The organism is Rhizobium sp. WYCCWR10014, assembly GCF_001657485.1.
In the GTDB taxonomy this organism is placed as follows: Bacteria; Pseudomonadota; Alphaproteobacteria; order Rhizobiales; family Rhizobiaceae; genus Rhizobium.
The window spans coordinates 72,756-90,339 of record NZ_LXFU01000025.1; the positions used below are offsets into that span (position 1 = coordinate 72,756).

Here is a 17,584-nt window from a genome sequence, read left to right on the forward strand (position 1 = left end):
GGCTTCCACGGCCCCTCTATAGGCAAGCGCCGCTTCCTCATCAATGCATTGGCGCTGATCGGTCCATAACCATAAGGAATAGGTCTGCTAGACCATGATCCACTTGGAAAGCGACCCGGCCTTGCTATTTCTCTCTCTGCAAATGCGCGATCAGCGCGGCCCGCCGCGGTTGTCCCGGCCGGTGGCGCTAGAGATTTTCATCACCAAGGAGAGATTAAATGTCCCATACGCCAGCCGAAACCCGCAGGCTTTCGCCACTCAAGACGCCGTCCAGCCTGCCGACCAATGCCATTACCGATATTTCGGCGGCGCTGACCGCACTGCTCGCCGATGTCTTTACGCTTTATGTGAAGACCAAGAATTTCCATTGGCACATGTCCGGCCCGCATTTTCGCGACTATCATCTGCTGCTCGACGAACAGGCGGAACAGATCTTCGCGATGACCGACGACATTGCCGAGCGTGCCCGCAAGATCGGCGGCACGACGCTCCGCTCCATCGGCCAGATCGCACGTCAGCAGCGCCTTTCGGACAATGACGCGGATTTCGTCACGCCCGAAGACATGTTGTCGGAACTGCGCGAGGATAACGCTCAACTCGTTTCGCTGCTGCGCGAGGTGCATGGCCTCTGCGACGAGCACAATGATGTCGCAACCGCCAGCCTGATCGAGAACTGGATCGACGAGGGCGAGCGCCGTACCTGGTTCCTGTTCGAAACGACGCGCCCGCAGAGGTAACATTGGCAACCGGGCATGTCTGTCATGCCCGGACTGCCCGGTTCTCAGCTCTCCACCGCCCGCGGCCGCAGCCAGCGCGGCGTCCAGCCGAGATTCATGCCGGCGGCGGCAAGGAGAATGATCGCCGCGCCTGCGATCTGCATCGGCTGCAGCGCATGGCCGAAGGCCAGCCGGTCGACGGCAATCGCCGCGATCGGATAGATGAAGGACAGGGCGCCTGTCAGATGCGTCGGCAGCCTCTGGATCGCGCCGTAGAGCAGCACATACATCAGCCCGGTATGGACGACGCCGACGGTCACCAGGATCGCCCAGGACCCAACATCGCCCGGCGGATGAGAAAAATCGGTCATCGGTGCCAGCATCAGCATGCCGGTTGCGACCTGGATGAGCGCGATCAGATGCGGCGGCGTGCCCTTCAGCCATTTCGCGGCAAGGGCTGCGAGCGCGTAGAAAAAGGCCGCACCGAGCGCCATCAGGATGCCGAGGCCGTAACCGTCGGATGTCGCCCCTCCAGTCTCCGGTTTTGCCTCGACGATGGCAATCATGCCGGCGAAGGCGAGTGTCAGCCAGAACAGCTTGGTGGCGGTGATCTTCTCGCCGAGAAAGAGCGCGCCGAGCACCAGCAGCATGAAAGGCTGGGTGTTGTAGACGGTCGTCGCGATCGAGATCGTCGCATGCGAGTAGGAGGCAAACAGCAGCAGCCAGTTCAAGACGATGGCGACGCCGCCGAAAATAGCGATGCCGAAGGCGCGCAGCGTGATGATGCCTGGCCGCAGCAGCCCGAGAGCGCCGCAGATGACCAGCAAGGTGAGCGCGCCGAACAGGCAGCGCCAGAAGACCACGCCGCTGACCGGTTGTCCCGACATGACGACGAACCAGCCGATCGTCCCCGAGATCAGCATCGCTGCCGTCATTTCCGCCGTGCCCCGTCTGATGTCGCTGCCCATGGTCGCCTCCATTTCGGTGGCATAAGATTATTGCGGCGGAAGGCGGTTTTATATAAGGATAAGAAGGAAAATGATCGATATCGCCTAATCATACGAGGAGAATATCTCGCCGTGGCTAATGATGTGCAATCGCTTGACGAAATCGATCAGGCCATTCTGGAGGCGCTGGCCGGCAATGCGCGGATCTCGCTGAAGGAACTGGCCCAGCAGGTCGGCCTCTCCTCGCCCAGTGCCGCCGAGCGCCTGCGGCGGCTGGAGGAGCGTGGCGTCATCAAGGCCTTCACCATTGATCTCGATCCCGCCGCCGTCGGCTATCCCCTGCAGGCGATCGTGCGCGTGCGTCCGCTGCCAGGGCAGTTGCACATCGTCGAGCGGATCATCCAGGAAATTCCCGAAATCATCGAATGCGATAAGGTGACGGGTGATGATTGCTTCATCGCCCGCCTGGTCATCCGCTCGATGGCGGACCTCGACGGGATCCTCGACCGGGTCGCCGAAAGGGCGGAGACCAACACGGCGATGATCAAAGCCTCGCCCGTCAAGCGCCGCCTGCCGCCGCTTTCACGCCGGAAATAGAGGGATCTAGAATTCCGCCATCGGCGACAACATCGCCGGAAAATCCGGGGTGGCATCGCCGAGCCCGCGCAGCATCAACCTCGTGCCGCTTTCCAAGGGTTGCGGGACACCGTCCCAGCCGAGCTTGTCGGGACGGAATAACACCTCGACGGAAGCTGGCGCGATCTCCAGCCCGCCGAGGATTACTGCAAGCGACGGTATCTCCGCCGCCACGACGTCGAGGAGGCTGAAGCGGCCAGCCTCATCCATCTTCCAGGCGATCACCGCCTGCCGCTCAGCCAGCAAGCTGATCCGGACATCGGGATCGAGCTGGGTGTTGATCAGAAACATCGCCGCATTGACCGTGACCGCCAGCGAGGTCGAAACCGGGCCGCGTCCTTTCAACTGCGATTGCAGCAGGGCAAGATCATCCGCGTTTGTCGGCAAAAGCGGCCGAGCGCGGGCGGCGGAAGACGAAGGGTCGGGAGCCGCTCCCTCATATCGGTGCAGCGGTATCGCGCGGAAACCGTAGGCTTCGTAGAGCGACGGTTTGTCGGTATAGAGGATGACGGCTTCAAAACCCTGTTTCTCGCACCAGTCGAGCGCTTTCACCGTGACGTCGCGATAGAGCCCGCGGCCGCGCCATGCTGGCCGCACGGCACCGGATTGCAGCCCGGCGGCATGGACGATCCTGCCGTTGAGGACGAAAGGCAGCGCAAAGGCCGAGATATTCGCCGCAAGTTCCCCTTCGGCATTAAACCAGCCGAAGGGCATGCTCGTCGGATCGGGTCCGCCGAGCTGTTGCAGCGGTCCGATATCGATGCCGAAAATATCCTGAAGCAGGCAGACTAAGGCCGCCCAGCCGGCGGGGTCGCCGAAATAGTCCTGCCGGAAGGTCAGGCCAGCGCTGTCGAGGCGCTGTGCCATCAGAGGCCGGTGGAGCCGAAGCCGCCTGCGCCGCGCATCGTTTCGCTGGCCTCGGTAATCTCCGCCACCCGCGCCTGGGTCACCGGCGCGATCACCATCTGGGCGATGCGCATGCCGCGCGAAATGACGAAGGCTTCCTCGCCGAGATTGACGAGCAGCACCTTCACCTCGCCGCGATAGTCGCTGTCGACGGTACCAGGCGTATTCAGGCAGGTGATGCCGTTTTTGAAGGCGAGGCCGGAACGCGGCCGCACCTGTCCCTCGAAATGCTCGGGGATCTCGAAGATGAAGCCGGTCGGCACCAGCGCCCGCTTGCCGGGCAGAAGCGTCAGCGGTGCTGCCTCGTCGACGGCGGCACGCAGGTCCATGCCGGCCGCCCCCTTGCTTTCATAGGCGGGCAGATCGAGGCCTTCGCCATTGGCCAAGCGGATGAGGTTCAGCGTCGGGCGCGTATCGTGATGAATGGTCATGGCCCATTACTTTGCGCCCGAAGGCCCGAGGTCAATTGCAATGCCGGGCTTTAATCGCTAGATACGCGGCAATTCCACAGGATTCACAAGCATGGCCGAAAGTCTCGCCGAGGCGGTCTCCCGCCGCCGCACATTCGCTATTATCGCCCACCCGGACGCGGGCAAGACGACGCTCACCGAAAAGCTGCTGCTGTTCGGCGGCGCCATTCAGCTTGCCGGCGAAGTCAAGGCGAAGAAGGATCGCATGCAGACGCGCTCCGACTGGATGAAGATCGAGCGCGAACGCGGCATTTCCGTCGTCACCTCGGTGATGACCTTCGAATATAACGATAATGTCTTCAACATCCTCGATACGCCGGGTCACGAGGACTTCGCCGACGATACCTATCGCACGCTGACGGCCGTCGACGCCGCGGTCATGGTGATCGATGCAGCCAAGGGTATCGAGCCGCGCACGCTGAAGCTTTTCGAAGTCTGCCGCATGCGCGATATCCCGATCATCACCTTCATCAACAAGATGGACCGCGAAAGCCGCGATCCCTTCGAGATCCTCGATGAGGTGGAAGAGAAGCTGGCGCTGGATACCGCGCCGATCACCTGGCCGATCGGCCGCTCCAAGACCTTTTGCGGCTCCTACAATATCGCCGCCAACACGGTGCGCGGTTCGGATACCGAAATCGAGGGGACGCCGGTCAATGGCCCGCAAAGCGTGGCCGGCAGGCTGCCGGAAAACGAGCGCCAGGTCTTCATCGAGGAGACGGAGCTGGCGATCGAGGCCTGCCGTCCGTTCGACCGCGAAGCCTTCCTCGAAGGCCATATGACGCCGGTCTTTTTCGGCTCGGCGCTGCGCAATTACGGCGTTCGCGATCTCATCAACGCGCTCGGCGATTTTGCGCCGCCGCCGCGTGACCAGGTCGCCGATACCAGGACCGTGCATGCGACCGACGACAAGATGACCGCCTTCGTCTTCAAGATCCAGGCGAACATGGATCCCAACCACCGCGACCGCATCGCCTTTGCCCGCATCTGCTCCGGCAAGCTCGAACGCGGCATGAAGGCAAGGCTCGCCCGCACCGGCAAACAGCTTGGCCTGACGGCGCCGCAATTCTTCTTCGCCTCGCAGCGCCAGCTCGCCGACACCGCCTATGCCGGCGACGTCGTCGGCATTCCCAACCACGGGACGCTCCGGATCGGCGATACGCTGACCGAAGGTGAATCGCTGGTCTTCCAGGGCGTGCCGAACTTCTCGCCGGAGATCCTGCGCCGCGTGCGCCTGGAAGACGCGATGAAGGCGAAGAAGCTCAAGGAAGCCCTACAGCAGATGGCCGAAGAAGGCGTCGTCCAGCTGTTCTCGCCGGAAGACGGCTCGCCGGCGATCGTCGGCGTCGTCGGCGCCCTGCAGCTCGACGTCTTGAAGGAGCGGCTGATGGCCGAATACGGCTTGCCGGTCTCCTTCGAAATGTCGCGTTTCTCCGTCTGCCGCTGGATCTCTGCCGAGCAGCCGGCCGATCTCGAGAAATTCCTCACCGTCAAACGCGGCGATATCGCCCGCGATCTCGACGGCGACCCGGTCTTCCTCGCCCAGGACGGTTTCTCGCTGCGTTACGAGTCCGAGCGCCATCCGGCGATCAAGATGGTCGCGATCAAGGAATATCACGCCGCCAAGGCGGCGTGATAGCTAATCGCCAAAGCCGTTCCGCCAGGAAATCGACGACGGCGCGCACTGCCGGCAGTTGGCCACGCCGATGCGGCATCAGGATCGTCGTCTCGATGCTGCCTGCCGTCCATTCCGGCAGCACCCGCACCAGCCGCCCGTCTGCCAGCGCCTTCCGGCACACGGATGTCGGCAGGCAGGTAATGCCGAGCCCTGACATGGCCATTTCCATCAGGACATAGGGCTCATCCGCCGCCATGACGGAATGCAGCGTGACGAGAACCTCGTCGCCGCGCGAATATAGCCGCCACTGATCCTCTGTCAGGCTGGTCATGATCGTCGCATGCTGTGCCAGCTCCTCCGGCCGGCGCGGTTCGCCATGGGCGCAGATATAATCCGGCGAGGCGAGGATGAAGAAAGGGTGGCTGGCGAGCTTCCGCTGTACCAGTGCGGAATCCGGCAGCGGCCCGCGATGGCTGCGCAGCGCGATGTCGAAGCCTTCCTGCACGATGTCGACGAAGCGGTCCGTCACTTGCACGGAAAGCCGGAGCTTCGGATAACGTGCTGCCAGCGCCGGCAGATGCTCAGTCAAGGTAAACTGCGCCGTCGGCACCGAGGCGGTCAGGCGAACGCTGCCGGCGGGTTCAGCCAGATGCCGCCGCACAATGCCTTCGGCCATCTCCGCCTCGATGATCGAGGCCTGGGCATGCTGAAAGAATTCCCGGCCGAGTTCGGTTAGCGCGAAGCTTCGCGACGTGCGCTGGATCAGCCGGACGCCGAGCCGGGCCTCCAGCTCCGCAACCCGTTTGCTCACGGTCGATTTCGGAATGCCGAGATGCCTGGCGGCGGCGGTAAAACTGCCGCTGTCGACGGCCTGCACGAAAAGATGGAGGTCGTTGAGGTTGAAGAGCGTCATCGTCAGCTTCCAGCTATGTAGACATTGCGATGCATTTACAGCCTCTACCGCGGGATCGTCCACATCTGCACATTCAACGTGTCCAAACGGGTTCAATTCTGAAAGGAACGATTGATGTCACCCATATTGTTTTACGGCGTGCCGGAGGGCTGCTCCTTCGGCTCGATCGTCGCGCTGGAATGGTCCGGCCTGCCTTATCGGCTCTGCCGCGTCGAGATGCCGGACATGGTCTCCGGCGAAGAATACCAGCGGATCAACATGGTCGGCGAAACGCCGTCGCTGCTGCTCGAGGATGGCAGGACGATCAGCGAAAGCATGGCGATCCTCCACCATATCGGCGCCCGCACGATCGGCAACGGTCTGGGCTTTGCGCAGGGGTCGGCGGATTTCGATCGGCTGAACCAGATGCTCGCCTTTCTCAACACCAGTTTCTTCCAGGCCTTCGGCCCGCTCTGGTATGCGATCGAGCATCCGCTGGAGCCGCAGCAGAAGCAGGCCCTCACGGCCTATGGCATTGCCGCGGTCGAAAAGGCGCATCAGACGCTGGAGCGTCTGCTCGATGGCCGTGAATGGCTTCTCGGCAATGGGCCAAGCCTGGCGGATGCCTATTTCGTCGGGATCGCCCGCTGGAACGATTTCCACAAGGTCGTCGACCGCCGGCAGTTTCCCGGCCTGCATCGCCTCTATGAGCGCATGCAGCAGGAGCCGGCCGTGCGTTTCGCCCATGCGATCGAGCATCGGCAGGAGGCGAAAAGCAGCGGCGGTTTCCGCGGCGAGGTCGATCTGGCCGAAGCGCTCGGCCTGTTGAAACAGGCGGCCTGATCGCCGCCGCCGTCGCACCCCTGCGGTGCGACGGCCAATGTGGCTTAGCCGGCAGCGATGATCTCGATCTCGACGAGCCAGTCGTCGCGCAGCGTTTCGACAATGATCGCCGTGGTCGGCACGGCGCGGCCGCCAAGTGCCCGAAGGCGGGCATTCTGGTTCGCCTCCATAAAGGCGCCGTCGCTGAGATAGCTCGTCAGCCGCACGATATTGTCCACGGTCATATCAGCAGAAGTGAGGATGGCGCGCAGATTGGACCAGATCAGCTCCAGCTGTCCTTCCAGATCGGCCGCCGCCATTCCCTGTTGATCGAGACCCATGGTGCCGCTGACGAAGAGCAGCCGCGACGGATGCCTGACCTCCAGCGCATGGATGTAATCAGGGCTCGCTGCATAGATCCCGTTTGCTGGATTGTGCGCGATCATCTCCATGAGGTTCCTCCTCTTCCGAATATCCTATTGAAGAACGGCAGTATCGGCGATTATTCTTCGGCAGAAAGGGGAGTTTGCGGAATGGCGAAAAATACAGACGATCTTCGGCAGGGACGCAGGCAGCAGGCTGTCGTCGATGCATTCGACCGAAGAATATTAGCCGCGCTCGCCGCCGACAGCAGCCAGAGCTACGCCAGGCTTGGCGAAGCGGTCGGCCTGTCAGCGCCGGCCGTGCATGAGCGGGTGCGCCGCCTGAGACAATCCGGCGCCATCAAGGGCGTGCATGCCGCGCTGGATGGCGCAGCCCTCGGCAAGCCGCTGCTTGCTTTCGTGCATGTGGAAGCGGCCGGCTGGGGCAAGAGCGAGCGGCTGATGCAGGTCCTGCAGTTTCCCGAGGTCGAGGAGATGCATTCGGTCGCCGGCGACGCCAGCGTTCTCTTCAAGGTCCGCACTGCCAGCCCGCAGGCCTTGGAGGCTTTTCTCGCCCAGATCCATGCCGTTCCCGGTGTCACCGGCACCCGCAGCTATATCGCGCTTTCCACCTATCTAGAGCGCCCGGTCCAGGCCGGCGTCACCGATAGCTGGCCGGACATGCCTCTGCCGGAATAAAGGCGGGATGTTAAGCCGAGGCCAGCCTAATCCTCGCCCTCGAAGCGCGGCAGCGTTTCGATATTCTCCACCCCGGGCAGGGCCGAGCGGCACCATATCTGCTTCTTCGGCGCCAGTTCCCGCCGCTGGTCGATGCTGCCGATGCGGATGCCGAACCCTCCGCCGTCGCCATCCGTGCGGTAAAGCGGCGATCCGCAATTCGGGCAGAAGAATTGCCGGCTGAGACCACCGCTGTCGCCATATTTTGCGTAGCCTCTCGGCTCGCCTGACGTGAGCGTGAAGCTTCCCGGCCGCGCTGGTGCTGTGATGCGATAGGCCGAGCCCGTCAACCGCTGGCAATCGGTGCAATGACAGATCGAGATCCGCTCCGGATCGAGATCCGCCTGATAGCGGATCGCGCCGCAGTGGCATCCTCCGGTAATATGCATCGGCAAGTCCCCAAAGCATGTCGTGCAAAACTGTACAACGGTTTAGCGACAAGACATCACCACGCTTTAGTCCGCCGGCTGAGCGGCCGGGTGTGTGGCGTAGAAGGCCTTTGCATCCGCCGTGAAGACGGCCCGCTGTTCAGCTCTTGTATAGAACATATGGCCGCCGCGATAAAGCTTCAGTCCGACACGGCCACTGGCGAGCGAGGGCGGCAGATGGTCGACCACGTAGCGGCTGACGCCATAAGGCGTCACCAGATCGCTGTAGCCATGTGCGATCAGCAGATGGAAGGCCGGGTTTGAGGCGAGCAGCTGCCTGATGTCGTCGGTGGCACTGGCCTGGAAGCGCGATCCGCCGCCGCGCCCGCCGCCCCATTCCCAGCGCCGGCTGATATCGCGGTCGAGCAGCGAATAGGTCATCTCGGTCCTGAAACCGAGTTCGTTGCGGGCGTAGTCGGCGAAAGCCCCGCCATAGGCGCGGGTGAAACCGTCAAGGATGGCGTCGTCGCCGCGATCGTAATCCGATTCCGGATAGGGATCAGGCGCTGCAAAGGAGGCGTCGTACGAGCTCACCACCTCGCCGCTGCCTCCATCTGAATGTTTGACGAAGGAACTGCCGAGGAAGCCGCGGTTGCGGGTGACGATATCCTCGGGAATGCCGGTCAATGCGGCGATCCTGCCATAGAAGGCGGCGGCGTCGGCACCCGTCGGCGGCGGCCCGGCGAGCGTCGTCAGATAGTCCCCCAGCGCGAAGGTCTCGGCCGCCTTCTGCTTTTCTTCGTCAAAGGCGTTATGCCGGTCGAGTTCGGCGGCGGCCAGCGACGGCAGCTCTAGTGCTGCACCGAGCGGGAACTGGTCGGCATTGAACATCAGCTGACCCTCGAGCAAGGGGGAAAGCATCACCGCTCCGGCGACGATGATGCCCTGGCTCTCCTGAAGCGCCGAGGCGACCTTGGCGGCGCGAAAGCCGCCATAACTTTCGCCGAGAAGATACTTTGGCGAGTTGGAACGGTTGTTGTGCGCGACATAGAGCGCGATCGCCTTGGCGATGCTCTCAGCATCGGCACCGACGTTGTAATAGTTGGAGGCGTCGTCTGCCTTTGCCGTCCGGCTCCAGCCGGTGCCGATCGGATCGATCAGCACGAGATCGGTGAAATCGAGCCAGCTTTGCGGGTTGTCGACGAGTTTCGCATTGGCGCCGTCGCGTCCGTCCGGCCCGAAATCGAGCACCTTCGGCCCGACCAGCCCGAGATGCAGGAAGGCGGAAGCCGCACCCGGCCCGCCGTTAAAGGCAAAGGTCAGAGGCCGGTTCGCCCCGCCATCCCTTGCGACATAGGCGGTGTAGAAGATCGCGCCGGTCTGTGCGCCGTCCTGGCCGAAGAGATCCAGCGTGCCGGCAGTGGCGGTATAGGCGAGCTTCTGGCCACCGATCGTCAGCGCGTGCTCTGTGACGGAATCGGCCGGCAGCAGTTTCAGCATGCCGTCGCGCGCACCCCTCTGGACATTCGCCCTCGGTGGATCGCTTTCCTGCGCATGGGAAAGGGCAGGTGCCAGCGACGCCATAAATGCGGCGAGCAGAAACAGGGTTCGTATGCGCAAGATGTTTCCTCCGGCGGTCGGGATGAGAGGCTGAGATAGCGTAACATCCGCGGCCGACGACCGGCATCAAGAGATGGTGATGGATAGGTGAGCGAAGGGCTCAGCCGTCCTTTTCGACCGCATGGACATTGATCTCCACCGCCCGGCCGGCCTTCCAGCCATTGATTGCCGCGCCCAGTCCGAGCGCGACGAAGAGGGCTGCGCACCAGGAAAAGCTGCCGGTCCAGCCGCGGATGAGGCCGACGATGAGCGGGCCGATGGCGGCGAGCAGATAACCGACGCATTGCGCCATGCCGGAAAGATGGGCGGCGACATCGGGATCGCGCGAGCGCAACACGATCGTCGTCATGGCTGCCGCGATCAGCCCGCCCTGGCCGATGCCCTGCAGCACCGCCCATAGCCAGACCGTCGAAAGCGGCGCGAAGAGCAGGCCGAGCAGGGCGATGACGGCAACGCCGCAGAGGCTCGCATTGATCAGCCGCTGGTCGCGGCCGCGCACGGCGATATGCGGCACGACCAGGCAGGACGCCGCCTGTACCATGACCGACAGGGAAACGATCGCCCCTGATGTGACGCCGTCGAGCCCGCGTTCGCGCAAGATCGGAACCAGCCAGCCGAAGACGCAATAGGCAAGGGCCGATTGCAAACCCATGAATAGCGTCACCTGCCAGGCGAGCCGGTCGCGCCAGAGGCCTTTGACGTGGAAGCCATTTCGTCTTGCCTGCCGGCCGCTGCGAAGAACCTCGGGCAGCCAGAGCAGGCCGACGATCAGGGCGGGCAGGGCCCAGATGGCGAGCGCGCCTTCGAGGGAGCCGCCCAATCCGTGCTCGATCGGCAACGTCAGCCCGGCGGCACTTGCCGCACCGGCGCAAAGCGCCATCGTGTAGAAGCCGGTCATCAGCGCGGCGCGCCCGGCGAAATCCCGCTTCACCAGCCCCGGCAGCAGCACATTGCCGACGGCGATGCAGGCGCCGGCAAGGGCGGTGCCGATGAAGAGCAGCGGCACGGAGGAAAGCCCGCGCAAACCCGTGCCGAGCGCCAGAAGCAGGAGAACGCCGAGCAGCGTACGTTCGGTACCGAAGCGCTGGGCAAGGCGAGGCGCAAGCGGCGAGAAGGCGCCGAGGCAAACAACAGGCAGCGTCGTCAGCAGGCTGGCGCCCAGCGCGCTGAGGCCGAGTTCCGAGCGGATTTCCGGCAGAAGCGCCGAGGCGCTCGAGAAGACCGGGCGCAGGTTGAAGGCGATCAGCACCAGGCTCGCGCCGAGCAGGAAACGCCCCGCAGCTCCCCGCACCGGCATTGCCTGCGGCAGCAGAAGGCTGCCTGCCTCCGCATCGATCAGCAATTCGTCGGCGGAGTCGACCGCGCTGACGGCATTGTTGGAAGGCGTGTTCATGACAGGATCATCCGGTCGAGTGCGGCAAGAACCGGCGCCATGAAACGGCGCACCGCCGCATCCGCCTTGTCGGGATCGCCGGTCTCGATGGCATCGACGATATCGGCATGCGCCTGCATGTCCGGTTCGGGAATATCCTTGCCGAGCGTCGCCGCGATGGTATCGGCGATCGAGGCCGAGAAGAAATCGTAGATCTCGATCATCGCCCGGTTGCCCGAAGCGGCGATGACAGCCTTGTGGAAGGCTAGGTCGCCTTCGACGAAGGCGGCCTGATCGCCGCCGTCGTAATTGCCACGTTCGGCAAGCAGCCTGCGAAGCCCGGCAACAGTCTCCGGCGTCTTGCGGATCGCCGTCAGCCGGGCGGCCTCGACGTCGAGCGCCAAGCGCGCCTCGAACTGGTCGCGCAGGCTGGCGCGGCGCGCCATCGTCAGCGGCCGGCCGGCATCGGTCGTCGAGCGGACATAGGTGCCCGAACCCTGCCTTGTCTCGAGATAACCCTGGGAGACGAGAACGCGAACCGCCTCTCGTACCGTGCCGCGGCTGACGGAAAGCATCGCCGACAGCGAGGCTTCATTCGGCAATTTCTCGCCGACCGCCCAGCGTTTGCCGAGAATGTCGCCGCGGATTGCCTCGATCGCCTCATCCGCGAGATTGGTCTTGTTGAGCGCTCGCATCTCACTACTCATAAAGTCATCAGATGACTTTATGAGTAGTGAGATTTCGATCTTTCGTCAACGCCGGACATCAAGACGATAAAGCCATCAAGACAATAAAAAAGGGCCGCCTCGGCGACCCTTTTCCATGAGTTTGGCCTCAAACTGGCCTGGACTGTCTATGCAGCCCTAGGAAGGCGGGGATTAGAGCGAGGGCTGCCTCGCCTTCGTCACCTCTTCCATGCCCGTTACGAGGTCCGAAATCTCATTAGACATTGGATCACCTTCCTTTCGTTCTGTTGCTGATGGCTTAAAGTTAGGCTGATTCTTCTGAGATGCAAGCAGAAATGCACGCATGCGCTGCTTTGACAGAACCGGGGGTGTTCACAAAAGAACACGGCTTTTCGCCGAATGTGAAGGTGCCAGGCGCCACGAAACTGTCATGTTGCGCTTGCAAACCGGCAACGCGTTAAGCTGTTATTAGCCGTGACATCAGACAATTTAGAGCATTCCCGCCGATGCGGCGGCGGGTTCCGGAGCAAGAAAGCCATGTGTCGCTGGGCAGCCTATCGTGGAGATCCTCTCTATCTCGAGGAGCTGGTATCCTCGCCCGCCCATTCGCTGATCGAGCAGTCCCATTGCGCCACCCGCGCCAAGACGGCGACGAATGGCGATGGCTTCGGCATCGCCTGGTATGGCGACAGGCCCGAGCCCGGCCGCTACCGCGATATCCTGCCGGCCTGGTCGGATTGCAATCTGAAGAGCCTGGCGCGGCAGATCCGTTCGCCGCTCTTCCTCGCCCATGTCCGCGCTGCCACCGGCGGCGGCACGCGCCGCGACAACTGCCACCCGTTCACCCATGGCACCTGGTCCTTCATGCACAATGGCCAGATCTCCGGCTTCGAGCGCCTGCGCCGGCCGATGGAGGCGATGCTCGACGACGAGCTGTTCAATGCCCGCAGCGGCACGACCGATTCCGAGCTGATGTTCCTGCTGGCGCTGCAGTTCGGTCTGCGCGAGGCGCCGGTCGCCGCGATGGCTCACATGATCGGTGTCGTCGAGGATCTGGCCGACAGCGTCATCGGCTCGATCCTGCTGCGCTTTACCGCTGCCTTCTCCGATGGCGACACCCTCTATGCTGTTCGCTATGCGACCGATCGCAAGGCGCCGACGCTCTATGCCTCGCCTGTGGGTGCGGGCTATTGCCTTGTCTCCGAGCCGCTGAACGACGATGGCGATGCCTGGGCGGAAATTCCGGATGGCAGCGCCGTCACCGTCGGTAAAGACGGCATCGACGTCGTCGACTTCCGGCCGGAGAAGCGGAGTGCCTCCAAGCCGCGCGTGGCTATTCCTGCCTGAGCCGCTGGCGATTAGCTGAGCTGCTTGGCGATCAGCGCCGCGAGTCGTTCGGCGACCTCTTCCTTCGCCAGGTCAGGCCATTGCTCGACGCCATCGCGGCGAACGAGTTTGACGCGGTTGCGGCTGCCGCCCATGATGCCGGTCGCAGGAGAAACGTCATTGGCGACGATCATGTCGGCGCCTTTCCTTTCGAGTTTTGCCTTTGCGTTGCTTTCGACATCCTGCGTCTCGGCGGCAAAGCCGATCACCAGCTTCGGCCGCATCGTATGATGGCCGACGGTTTTCAGGATGTCAGGGTTCTCGGTCAGCGCCAGCGTCGGGATGGATTCGCCCGGATGTTTCTTCAGCTTCTGGTCGGCGGCCGAGGCGACGCGCCAGTCCGCCACCGCTGCGACCATCACGGCGATGTCGGCCGGCAGCGCCGCGAGCACGGCATCACGCATTTCTTCCGCCCGCTCGACATGCACAACGGTCACGCCGACGGGGTCGGCGATTGTCACCGGCCCCGATACGAGCGTCACCTCCGCTCCGAGCTTTGCAAGGGCTGCGGCGATCGCATGGCCCTGCCGGCCGGAGGAGCGGTTGGCGATATAGCGCACCGGATCAATCGGCTCATGCGTCGGTCCTGAGGTGACGATCGCCTTGCGTCCCTTGAGCGGCTTTTCTCCGTCGTCGAGCATGGTTTCGGCCGCAGCGACGATCTCCAGCGGCTCCGCCATCCGGCCAAGCCCGGCCTCCCGGCTTTCCGCCATCTCGCCGGCCATCGGCCCGACGAAGCGGATGCCGTCGGCTCTGAGCATCGCCGCATTCCGCCGCGTCGCCGGATGCGCCCACATGGCGGGATTCATCGCCGGTGCGGCAAGCACCGGCCTGTTGGTCGCAAGTAGCACGGTCGAGGCGAGATCGTCGGCAAGCCCGTTCGCCATCTTTGCCATCAGGTCGGCCGTGGCAGGGGCGATCAGCACGAGGTCGCAGTCGCGCGCCAGGCGGATATGGCCGATATCCTGTTCGTCCTGTCGCGAAAACAGATCGAGAAAGACATGGTCCGCCGCCAGTGCACCGACCGCTAGCGGCGTGACGAATTCCTGCGCACCCTTGGTCATCACAGGGCGCACGCTCGCGCCGCGCTCACGCAGCCGGCGGATCAGATCGAGGCTCTTATAGGCCGCGATGCCGCCGGAGATGATGAGGAGGATGCGTTTGCCGCTGAGAGCCATGGCCTTCTACCCGTTGCCTTTTCTGACCGCCCTCGACCCTAAGCCTTTGGTGGAGAACATGCAATCGCGCGGGCGACAGGCATCGGAGCTACTCTGGTCTCCGCCGCGCTCGTGGGGTCAGAGGTTGCTCATCCCGCCGTCGATGATGAGTTCGCTGCCGACGATATAGGCCGCCTCATCGGAGGCGAGGAAGACGATCGTCTTGGCGACTTCGCTGGGATTTCCGAAGCGGCCGACGGGGATCTGAGCCTGGATCTGCGCAGTCATCGCCTTGGAATCGGCTTCCGATGCCCCGAGCTTGCTGTAGAGCGGCGTGGCGATCGGCCCCGGGCTGACGGCGTTGACGCGGATGCCGCGGCCGATGAGTTCGCCCGACAATGTCTTGGCAAGCGTCAGCAGCGCGCCCTTCGTCAGCGAATAGACGCTGGAGTTCGGCATGCCGATATGGGCGTTGATCGAGGTGTTGAGCACGATCGCGGCCTGCTTCGAAAAAATTGGCAGCAGCGACTGAATCAGGAAGAACGGGCCCTTGACGTTGATATCAACCGACTTGTCGAAGGCGGCTTCGCTCCACTGTTCCAGCGGCCCGAATTCGGCGACCCCGGCGTTGATGAAGAGGATGTCGAGCGTGCCGAAAGCCTCCCTCACGCTCTCGGCGACGGCTTTCTGGCCGACCGCATTGCCGGCATCGGCCTGGATGACGGTGGCTTTGCCGCCAAGTTCGGCGCGGGCCGCCTCGACGCTTGCCGCGCTGCTGCCGGTAACGACGACGCGGGCGCCCTCGGCGATGAACTGGCGGGCGGTCTCGAGACCGATGCCGCTGGTGCCGCCGGTGATGAGGGCTGTCTTGTTTTGCAGGCGTGACATGATGACGTTCCTTTGATCGAATTTTGGGCCGCGGCCCGTTGTTATTCAATGGGAGAATGCTCTGAAAAAAGCGGCGCGATAAGCCGGCGTGTTGAAGGATCGTCAACCCGCAGCGGATAATCGTGCCGCGCCATTTCAGGTGCGGGTGATCGAAGCGCCACCGTCGACCAGCGAGGCCGTGCCGGTGACGAAGCTCGCATCGTCGGAGGCGAGATAGAGAACCGAGCGGGCGAGTTCTTCGGGTGTCGCGACACGCTTCAGCGCATGCAGATTGGTGACGAAGGCCTGCTTCTCAGGCGTATCGTTCATGTCCCGATACATGTCGGTATCGACTGCACCCGGCAGGATGGCATTGATGCGCACGCCCTGCTGACCGAATTCGGCGGCAAGCGCCTGTGTCAGGCCGATCAGGCCGGATTTACTGGCGGCATAGGCGGCAACGCCCGGAAAGGCGAAGCTGTAGCCGACAAAGGTTGAGGTGAAGATCACCGAGCCGCCGCCATTCTCCACCATTGCCCCGATCTGGTGCTTGGCGGCGAGGAAGGAGGCCGTCAGATTGATTGCCAGCGCCTCGCTGAAGCCCGCTTCGGAAACGGCGGTGCTCGCACCGGCTTCGCCGAGCGTGCCGGCATTGTTGAAGGCGACGTCGAGCTTGCCGTAATTTCTCACGGCGGCGGCGACCAGCGCCTTGTGATAATCTTCCGAGCGCACGTCGCCGGCAATGGCGATGGCATCGCCGCTCTCTGCCTTGATCTCCGCAACGAGGCTGTCGAGTTCTCCTTGACGGCGGGCGCCGACGACGACCTTGGCGCCTTCGGCGGCGAAGAGTTTTGCCGTGGCGCGGCCGATGCCGGAGCTTGCGCCGGTGACGATCGCGACCTTGTTGTTCAAGCGGTTCATGGTTCCATCTCCTGTGTTGAGGCGAGGCGGCCCTTGCCGTCCCTTCCGTTGAATGGAAGATGGCATTTTCCTTTCGTTCGGATTAGTCTCCAGATCGGGGAACTCGTATTCGGAAAAGCCGAACGATGATCAGGATAGAAGGCATTGCGGCTTTCGTCGCCGTGGTCGAGGCGGGCTCGGTCAGCGAGGCGGCCAGGCGCCTGCGGCTGTCCAAATCCGTCGTCAGCGAAAGGTTGGCCGAGCTGGAGAAATCGCTCGGCGGCATGCTGCTGCACCGAACGACCCGCAAGCTCACATTGACGGAGGATGGCACGGTCTTCCTCGAGCGCGCCGCGCGCATCGTGCGCGAGATCGAGGAAGCCGCGGCCGATATGGCCGAGCGGCGCGGAACACTGTCAGGCCCGATCCGCATCGCCGCCCCCGTCACCTTCGGCCGCATGCATCTCGGCCCGGCGCTCTATCCCTTTCTCGCCGAGCATCCCGAGATCGAATTGACCCTCGATATTGATGACCGGCGGGTCGATGCCGCCTCGGACGGCTATGACGCCATTATCCGCAATGGTCCGATCGCCGATAACAGGCTGGTCGCCTGGAAGCTCACGCGAAGCCGCCGTCTTCTCTGTGCCTCACCGGATTATCTCGCCCGCCAGGGAATTCCGTCGTCGCTGGCTGATCTCAACAGCCATCGCGGAATTTTCTACACCAACCGCGGCGTTGCCGACTGGCGCTTCCAGACGCCGGAGGGTGCGATCGTCGTCCGTGCGAAACTGGCGCTCGGCATCAACAATGGCGACATGCTCCGCGATGCCGCGATTGCCGGGCTCGGCATTGCGCTGCTGCCCGCCTTCATAGCCGGCCCGGCCATCCGCGAGGGCCGGCTTGCCGAAATCGATGTCGGCCATAGGCCGGAGGCCGAATTCATCTATATGGCCCATCCCGAGGGCCGAAATCCCTCCGCCAAGCTCCGCGCCATCGCCGATCATCTGAAGCAGAGTTTTGGTGATCCGCCCTATTGGGATCTGGTGGGCTAAAGCATGTCGCGCAAAAGTGTGCAGCGGTTTTGCGAAAACGACATGTGCAAAAACAAAGACCTAAAGCGC

General features: G+C 63.2%; 19 protein-coding genes. 7 read left to right on the forward strand and 12 right to left on the reverse strand.

Features of this window, described 5'->3' with window-relative positions:
- Positions 1-218 precede the first annotated feature (218 nt).
- Positions 219-737: a DNA starvation/stationary phase protection protein gene (locus A6U98_RS05200; protein ID WP_064648384.1), complete on the forward strand. Its 519-nt coding sequence runs from the start codon at positions 219-221 to the stop codon at positions 735-737.
- Between the two features lie 44 nt (positions 738-781).
- Here A6U98_RS05200 and A6U98_RS05205 read toward each other — a convergent pair whose 3' ends face one another.
- Positions 782-1,696, reverse strand: a complete 915-nt coding sequence (locus A6U98_RS05205) for a DMT family transporter (RefSeq protein ID WP_197496349.1) — start codon at positions 1,694-1,696, stop codon at positions 782-784.
- Between the two features lie 99 nt (positions 1,697-1,795).
- On the opposite strand from A6U98_RS05205, the gene A6U98_RS05210 reads away from it, so the two are divergent.
- Positions 1,796-2,260, forward strand: a complete 465-nt coding sequence (locus tag A6U98_RS05210; RefSeq protein ID WP_012759850.1) for an Lrp/AsnC family transcriptional regulator — start codon at positions 1,796-1,798, stop codon at positions 2,258-2,260.
- 6 nt (positions 2,261-2,266) lie between these two features.
- Here the strand turns inward: A6U98_RS05210 and A6U98_RS05215 are convergent, their stop codons facing one another.
- Positions 2,267-3,166, reverse strand: a complete 900-nt coding sequence (locus A6U98_RS05215; protein ID WP_064648386.1) for a GNAT family N-acetyltransferase — start codon at positions 3,164-3,166, stop codon at positions 2,267-2,269.
- Complete coding sequence (dut, locus tag A6U98_RS05220) at positions 3,166-3,636, reverse strand: dUTP diphosphatase (protein WP_064648387.1); 471 nt, start codon at positions 3,634-3,636, stop codon at positions 3,166-3,168. Before dut ends, A6U98_RS05215 begins: the two co-directional genes overlap by 1 nt.
- Before the next feature lie 91 nt (positions 3,637-3,727).
- Here dut and A6U98_RS05225 point away from each other — a divergent pair, with 91 nt between their 5' ends.
- Positions 3,728-5,311, forward strand: coding sequence for a peptide chain release factor 3 (locus A6U98_RS05225; protein ID WP_017990055.1), 1,584 nt, complete (start codon positions 3,728-3,730; stop codon positions 5,309-5,311).
- On the opposite strand, the gene A6U98_RS05230 is transcribed toward A6U98_RS05225, so the two are convergent.
- Positions 5,280-6,206, reverse strand: coding sequence for a LysR substrate-binding domain-containing protein (locus tag A6U98_RS05230; RefSeq protein ID WP_064648388.1), 927 nt, complete (start codon positions 6,204-6,206; stop codon positions 5,280-5,282). The genes A6U98_RS05225 and A6U98_RS05230 overlap by 32 nt on opposite strands.
- 114 nt (positions 6,207-6,320) lie before the next feature.
- On the opposite strand from A6U98_RS05230, the gene A6U98_RS05235 reads away from it, so the two are divergent.
- Complete coding sequence (locus A6U98_RS05235) at positions 6,321-7,028, forward strand: glutathione S-transferase family protein (protein WP_064648389.1); 708 nt, start codon at positions 6,321-6,323, stop codon at positions 7,026-7,028.
- Between the two features lie 44 nt (positions 7,029-7,072).
- Here A6U98_RS05235 and A6U98_RS05240 read toward each other — a convergent pair whose 3' ends face one another.
- A complete protein-coding gene (locus A6U98_RS05240) occupies positions 7,073-7,459 on the reverse strand; it encodes a RidA family protein (protein WP_064648390.1) in 387 nt (128 codons plus the stop codon).
- A 27-nt stretch (positions 7,460-7,486) separates the two neighbouring features.
- Here A6U98_RS05240 and A6U98_RS05245 point away from each other — a divergent pair, with 27 nt between their 5' ends.
- On the forward strand, positions 7,487-8,068 hold the full coding sequence (locus A6U98_RS05245) for an Lrp/AsnC family transcriptional regulator (protein WP_064648391.1): 582 nt from the start codon (positions 7,487-7,489) through the stop codon (positions 8,066-8,068).
- 26 nt (positions 8,069-8,094) lie between these two features.
- Here the strand turns inward: A6U98_RS05245 and A6U98_RS05250 are convergent, their stop codons facing one another.
- From A6U98_RS05250 to A6U98_RS05265, 4 genes are all read right to left on the reverse strand, one after another.
- Positions 8,095-8,496, reverse strand: coding sequence for a GFA family protein (locus A6U98_RS05250; protein ID WP_064648392.1), 402 nt, complete (start codon positions 8,494-8,496; stop codon positions 8,095-8,097).
- A gap of 66 nt (positions 8,497-8,562) precedes the next feature.
- The gene (locus A6U98_RS05255) at positions 8,563-10,095 is read right to left on the reverse strand and encodes a carboxypeptidase (RefSeq protein ID WP_064648393.1); all 1,533 of its coding nucleotides are present in this window, start codon (positions 10,093-10,095) and stop codon (positions 8,563-8,565) included.
- 100 nt (positions 10,096-10,195) lie between these two features.
- Complete coding sequence (locus A6U98_RS05260) at positions 10,196-11,488, reverse strand: MFS transporter (protein WP_064648394.1); 1,293 nt, start codon at positions 11,486-11,488, stop codon at positions 10,196-10,198.
- Entirely contained in the window at positions 11,485-12,162 is a 678-nt protein-coding gene (locus tag A6U98_RS05265) for a FadR/GntR family transcriptional regulator (protein WP_064648395.1), read from the reverse strand. The genes A6U98_RS05260 and A6U98_RS05265 overlap by 4 nt, the downstream gene beginning before the upstream one ends.
- A gap of 528 nt (positions 12,163-12,690) precedes the next feature.
- Here A6U98_RS05265 and A6U98_RS05270 point away from each other — a divergent pair.
- On the forward strand, positions 12,691-13,500 hold the full coding sequence (locus A6U98_RS05270) for a class II glutamine amidotransferase (protein ID WP_064648396.1): 810 nt from the start codon (positions 12,691-12,693) through the stop codon (positions 13,498-13,500).
- An 11-nt stretch (positions 13,501-13,511) separates the two neighbouring features.
- On the opposite strand, the gene coaBC is transcribed toward A6U98_RS05270, so the two are convergent.
- From coaBC to A6U98_RS05285, 3 genes are all read right to left on the reverse strand, one after another.
- Positions 13,512-14,717, reverse strand: a complete 1,206-nt coding sequence (gene coaBC / locus A6U98_RS05275; RefSeq protein ID WP_064648397.1) for a bifunctional phosphopantothenoylcysteine decarboxylase/phosphopantothenate--cysteine ligase CoaBC — start codon at positions 14,715-14,717, stop codon at positions 13,512-13,514.
- A 117-nt stretch (positions 14,718-14,834) separates the two neighbouring features.
- Positions 14,835-15,584, reverse strand: coding sequence for an SDR family oxidoreductase (locus A6U98_RS05280; RefSeq protein WP_064648398.1), 750 nt, complete (start codon positions 15,582-15,584; stop codon positions 14,835-14,837).
- Positions 15,585-15,719: 135 nt separating this feature from the next.
- The gene (locus A6U98_RS05285; RefSeq protein WP_064648399.1) at positions 15,720-16,484 is read right to left on the reverse strand and encodes an SDR family oxidoreductase; all 765 of its coding nucleotides are present in this window, start codon (positions 16,482-16,484) and stop codon (positions 15,720-15,722) included.
- A 125-nt stretch (positions 16,485-16,609) separates the two neighbouring features.
- On the opposite strand from A6U98_RS05285, the gene A6U98_RS05290 reads away from it, so the two are divergent.
- Positions 16,610-17,515, forward strand: a complete 906-nt coding sequence (locus A6U98_RS05290) for a LysR family transcriptional regulator (RefSeq protein WP_064648400.1) — start codon at positions 16,610-16,612, stop codon at positions 17,513-17,515.
- The last annotated feature ends 69 nt before the right edge of the window (positions 17,516-17,584 follow it).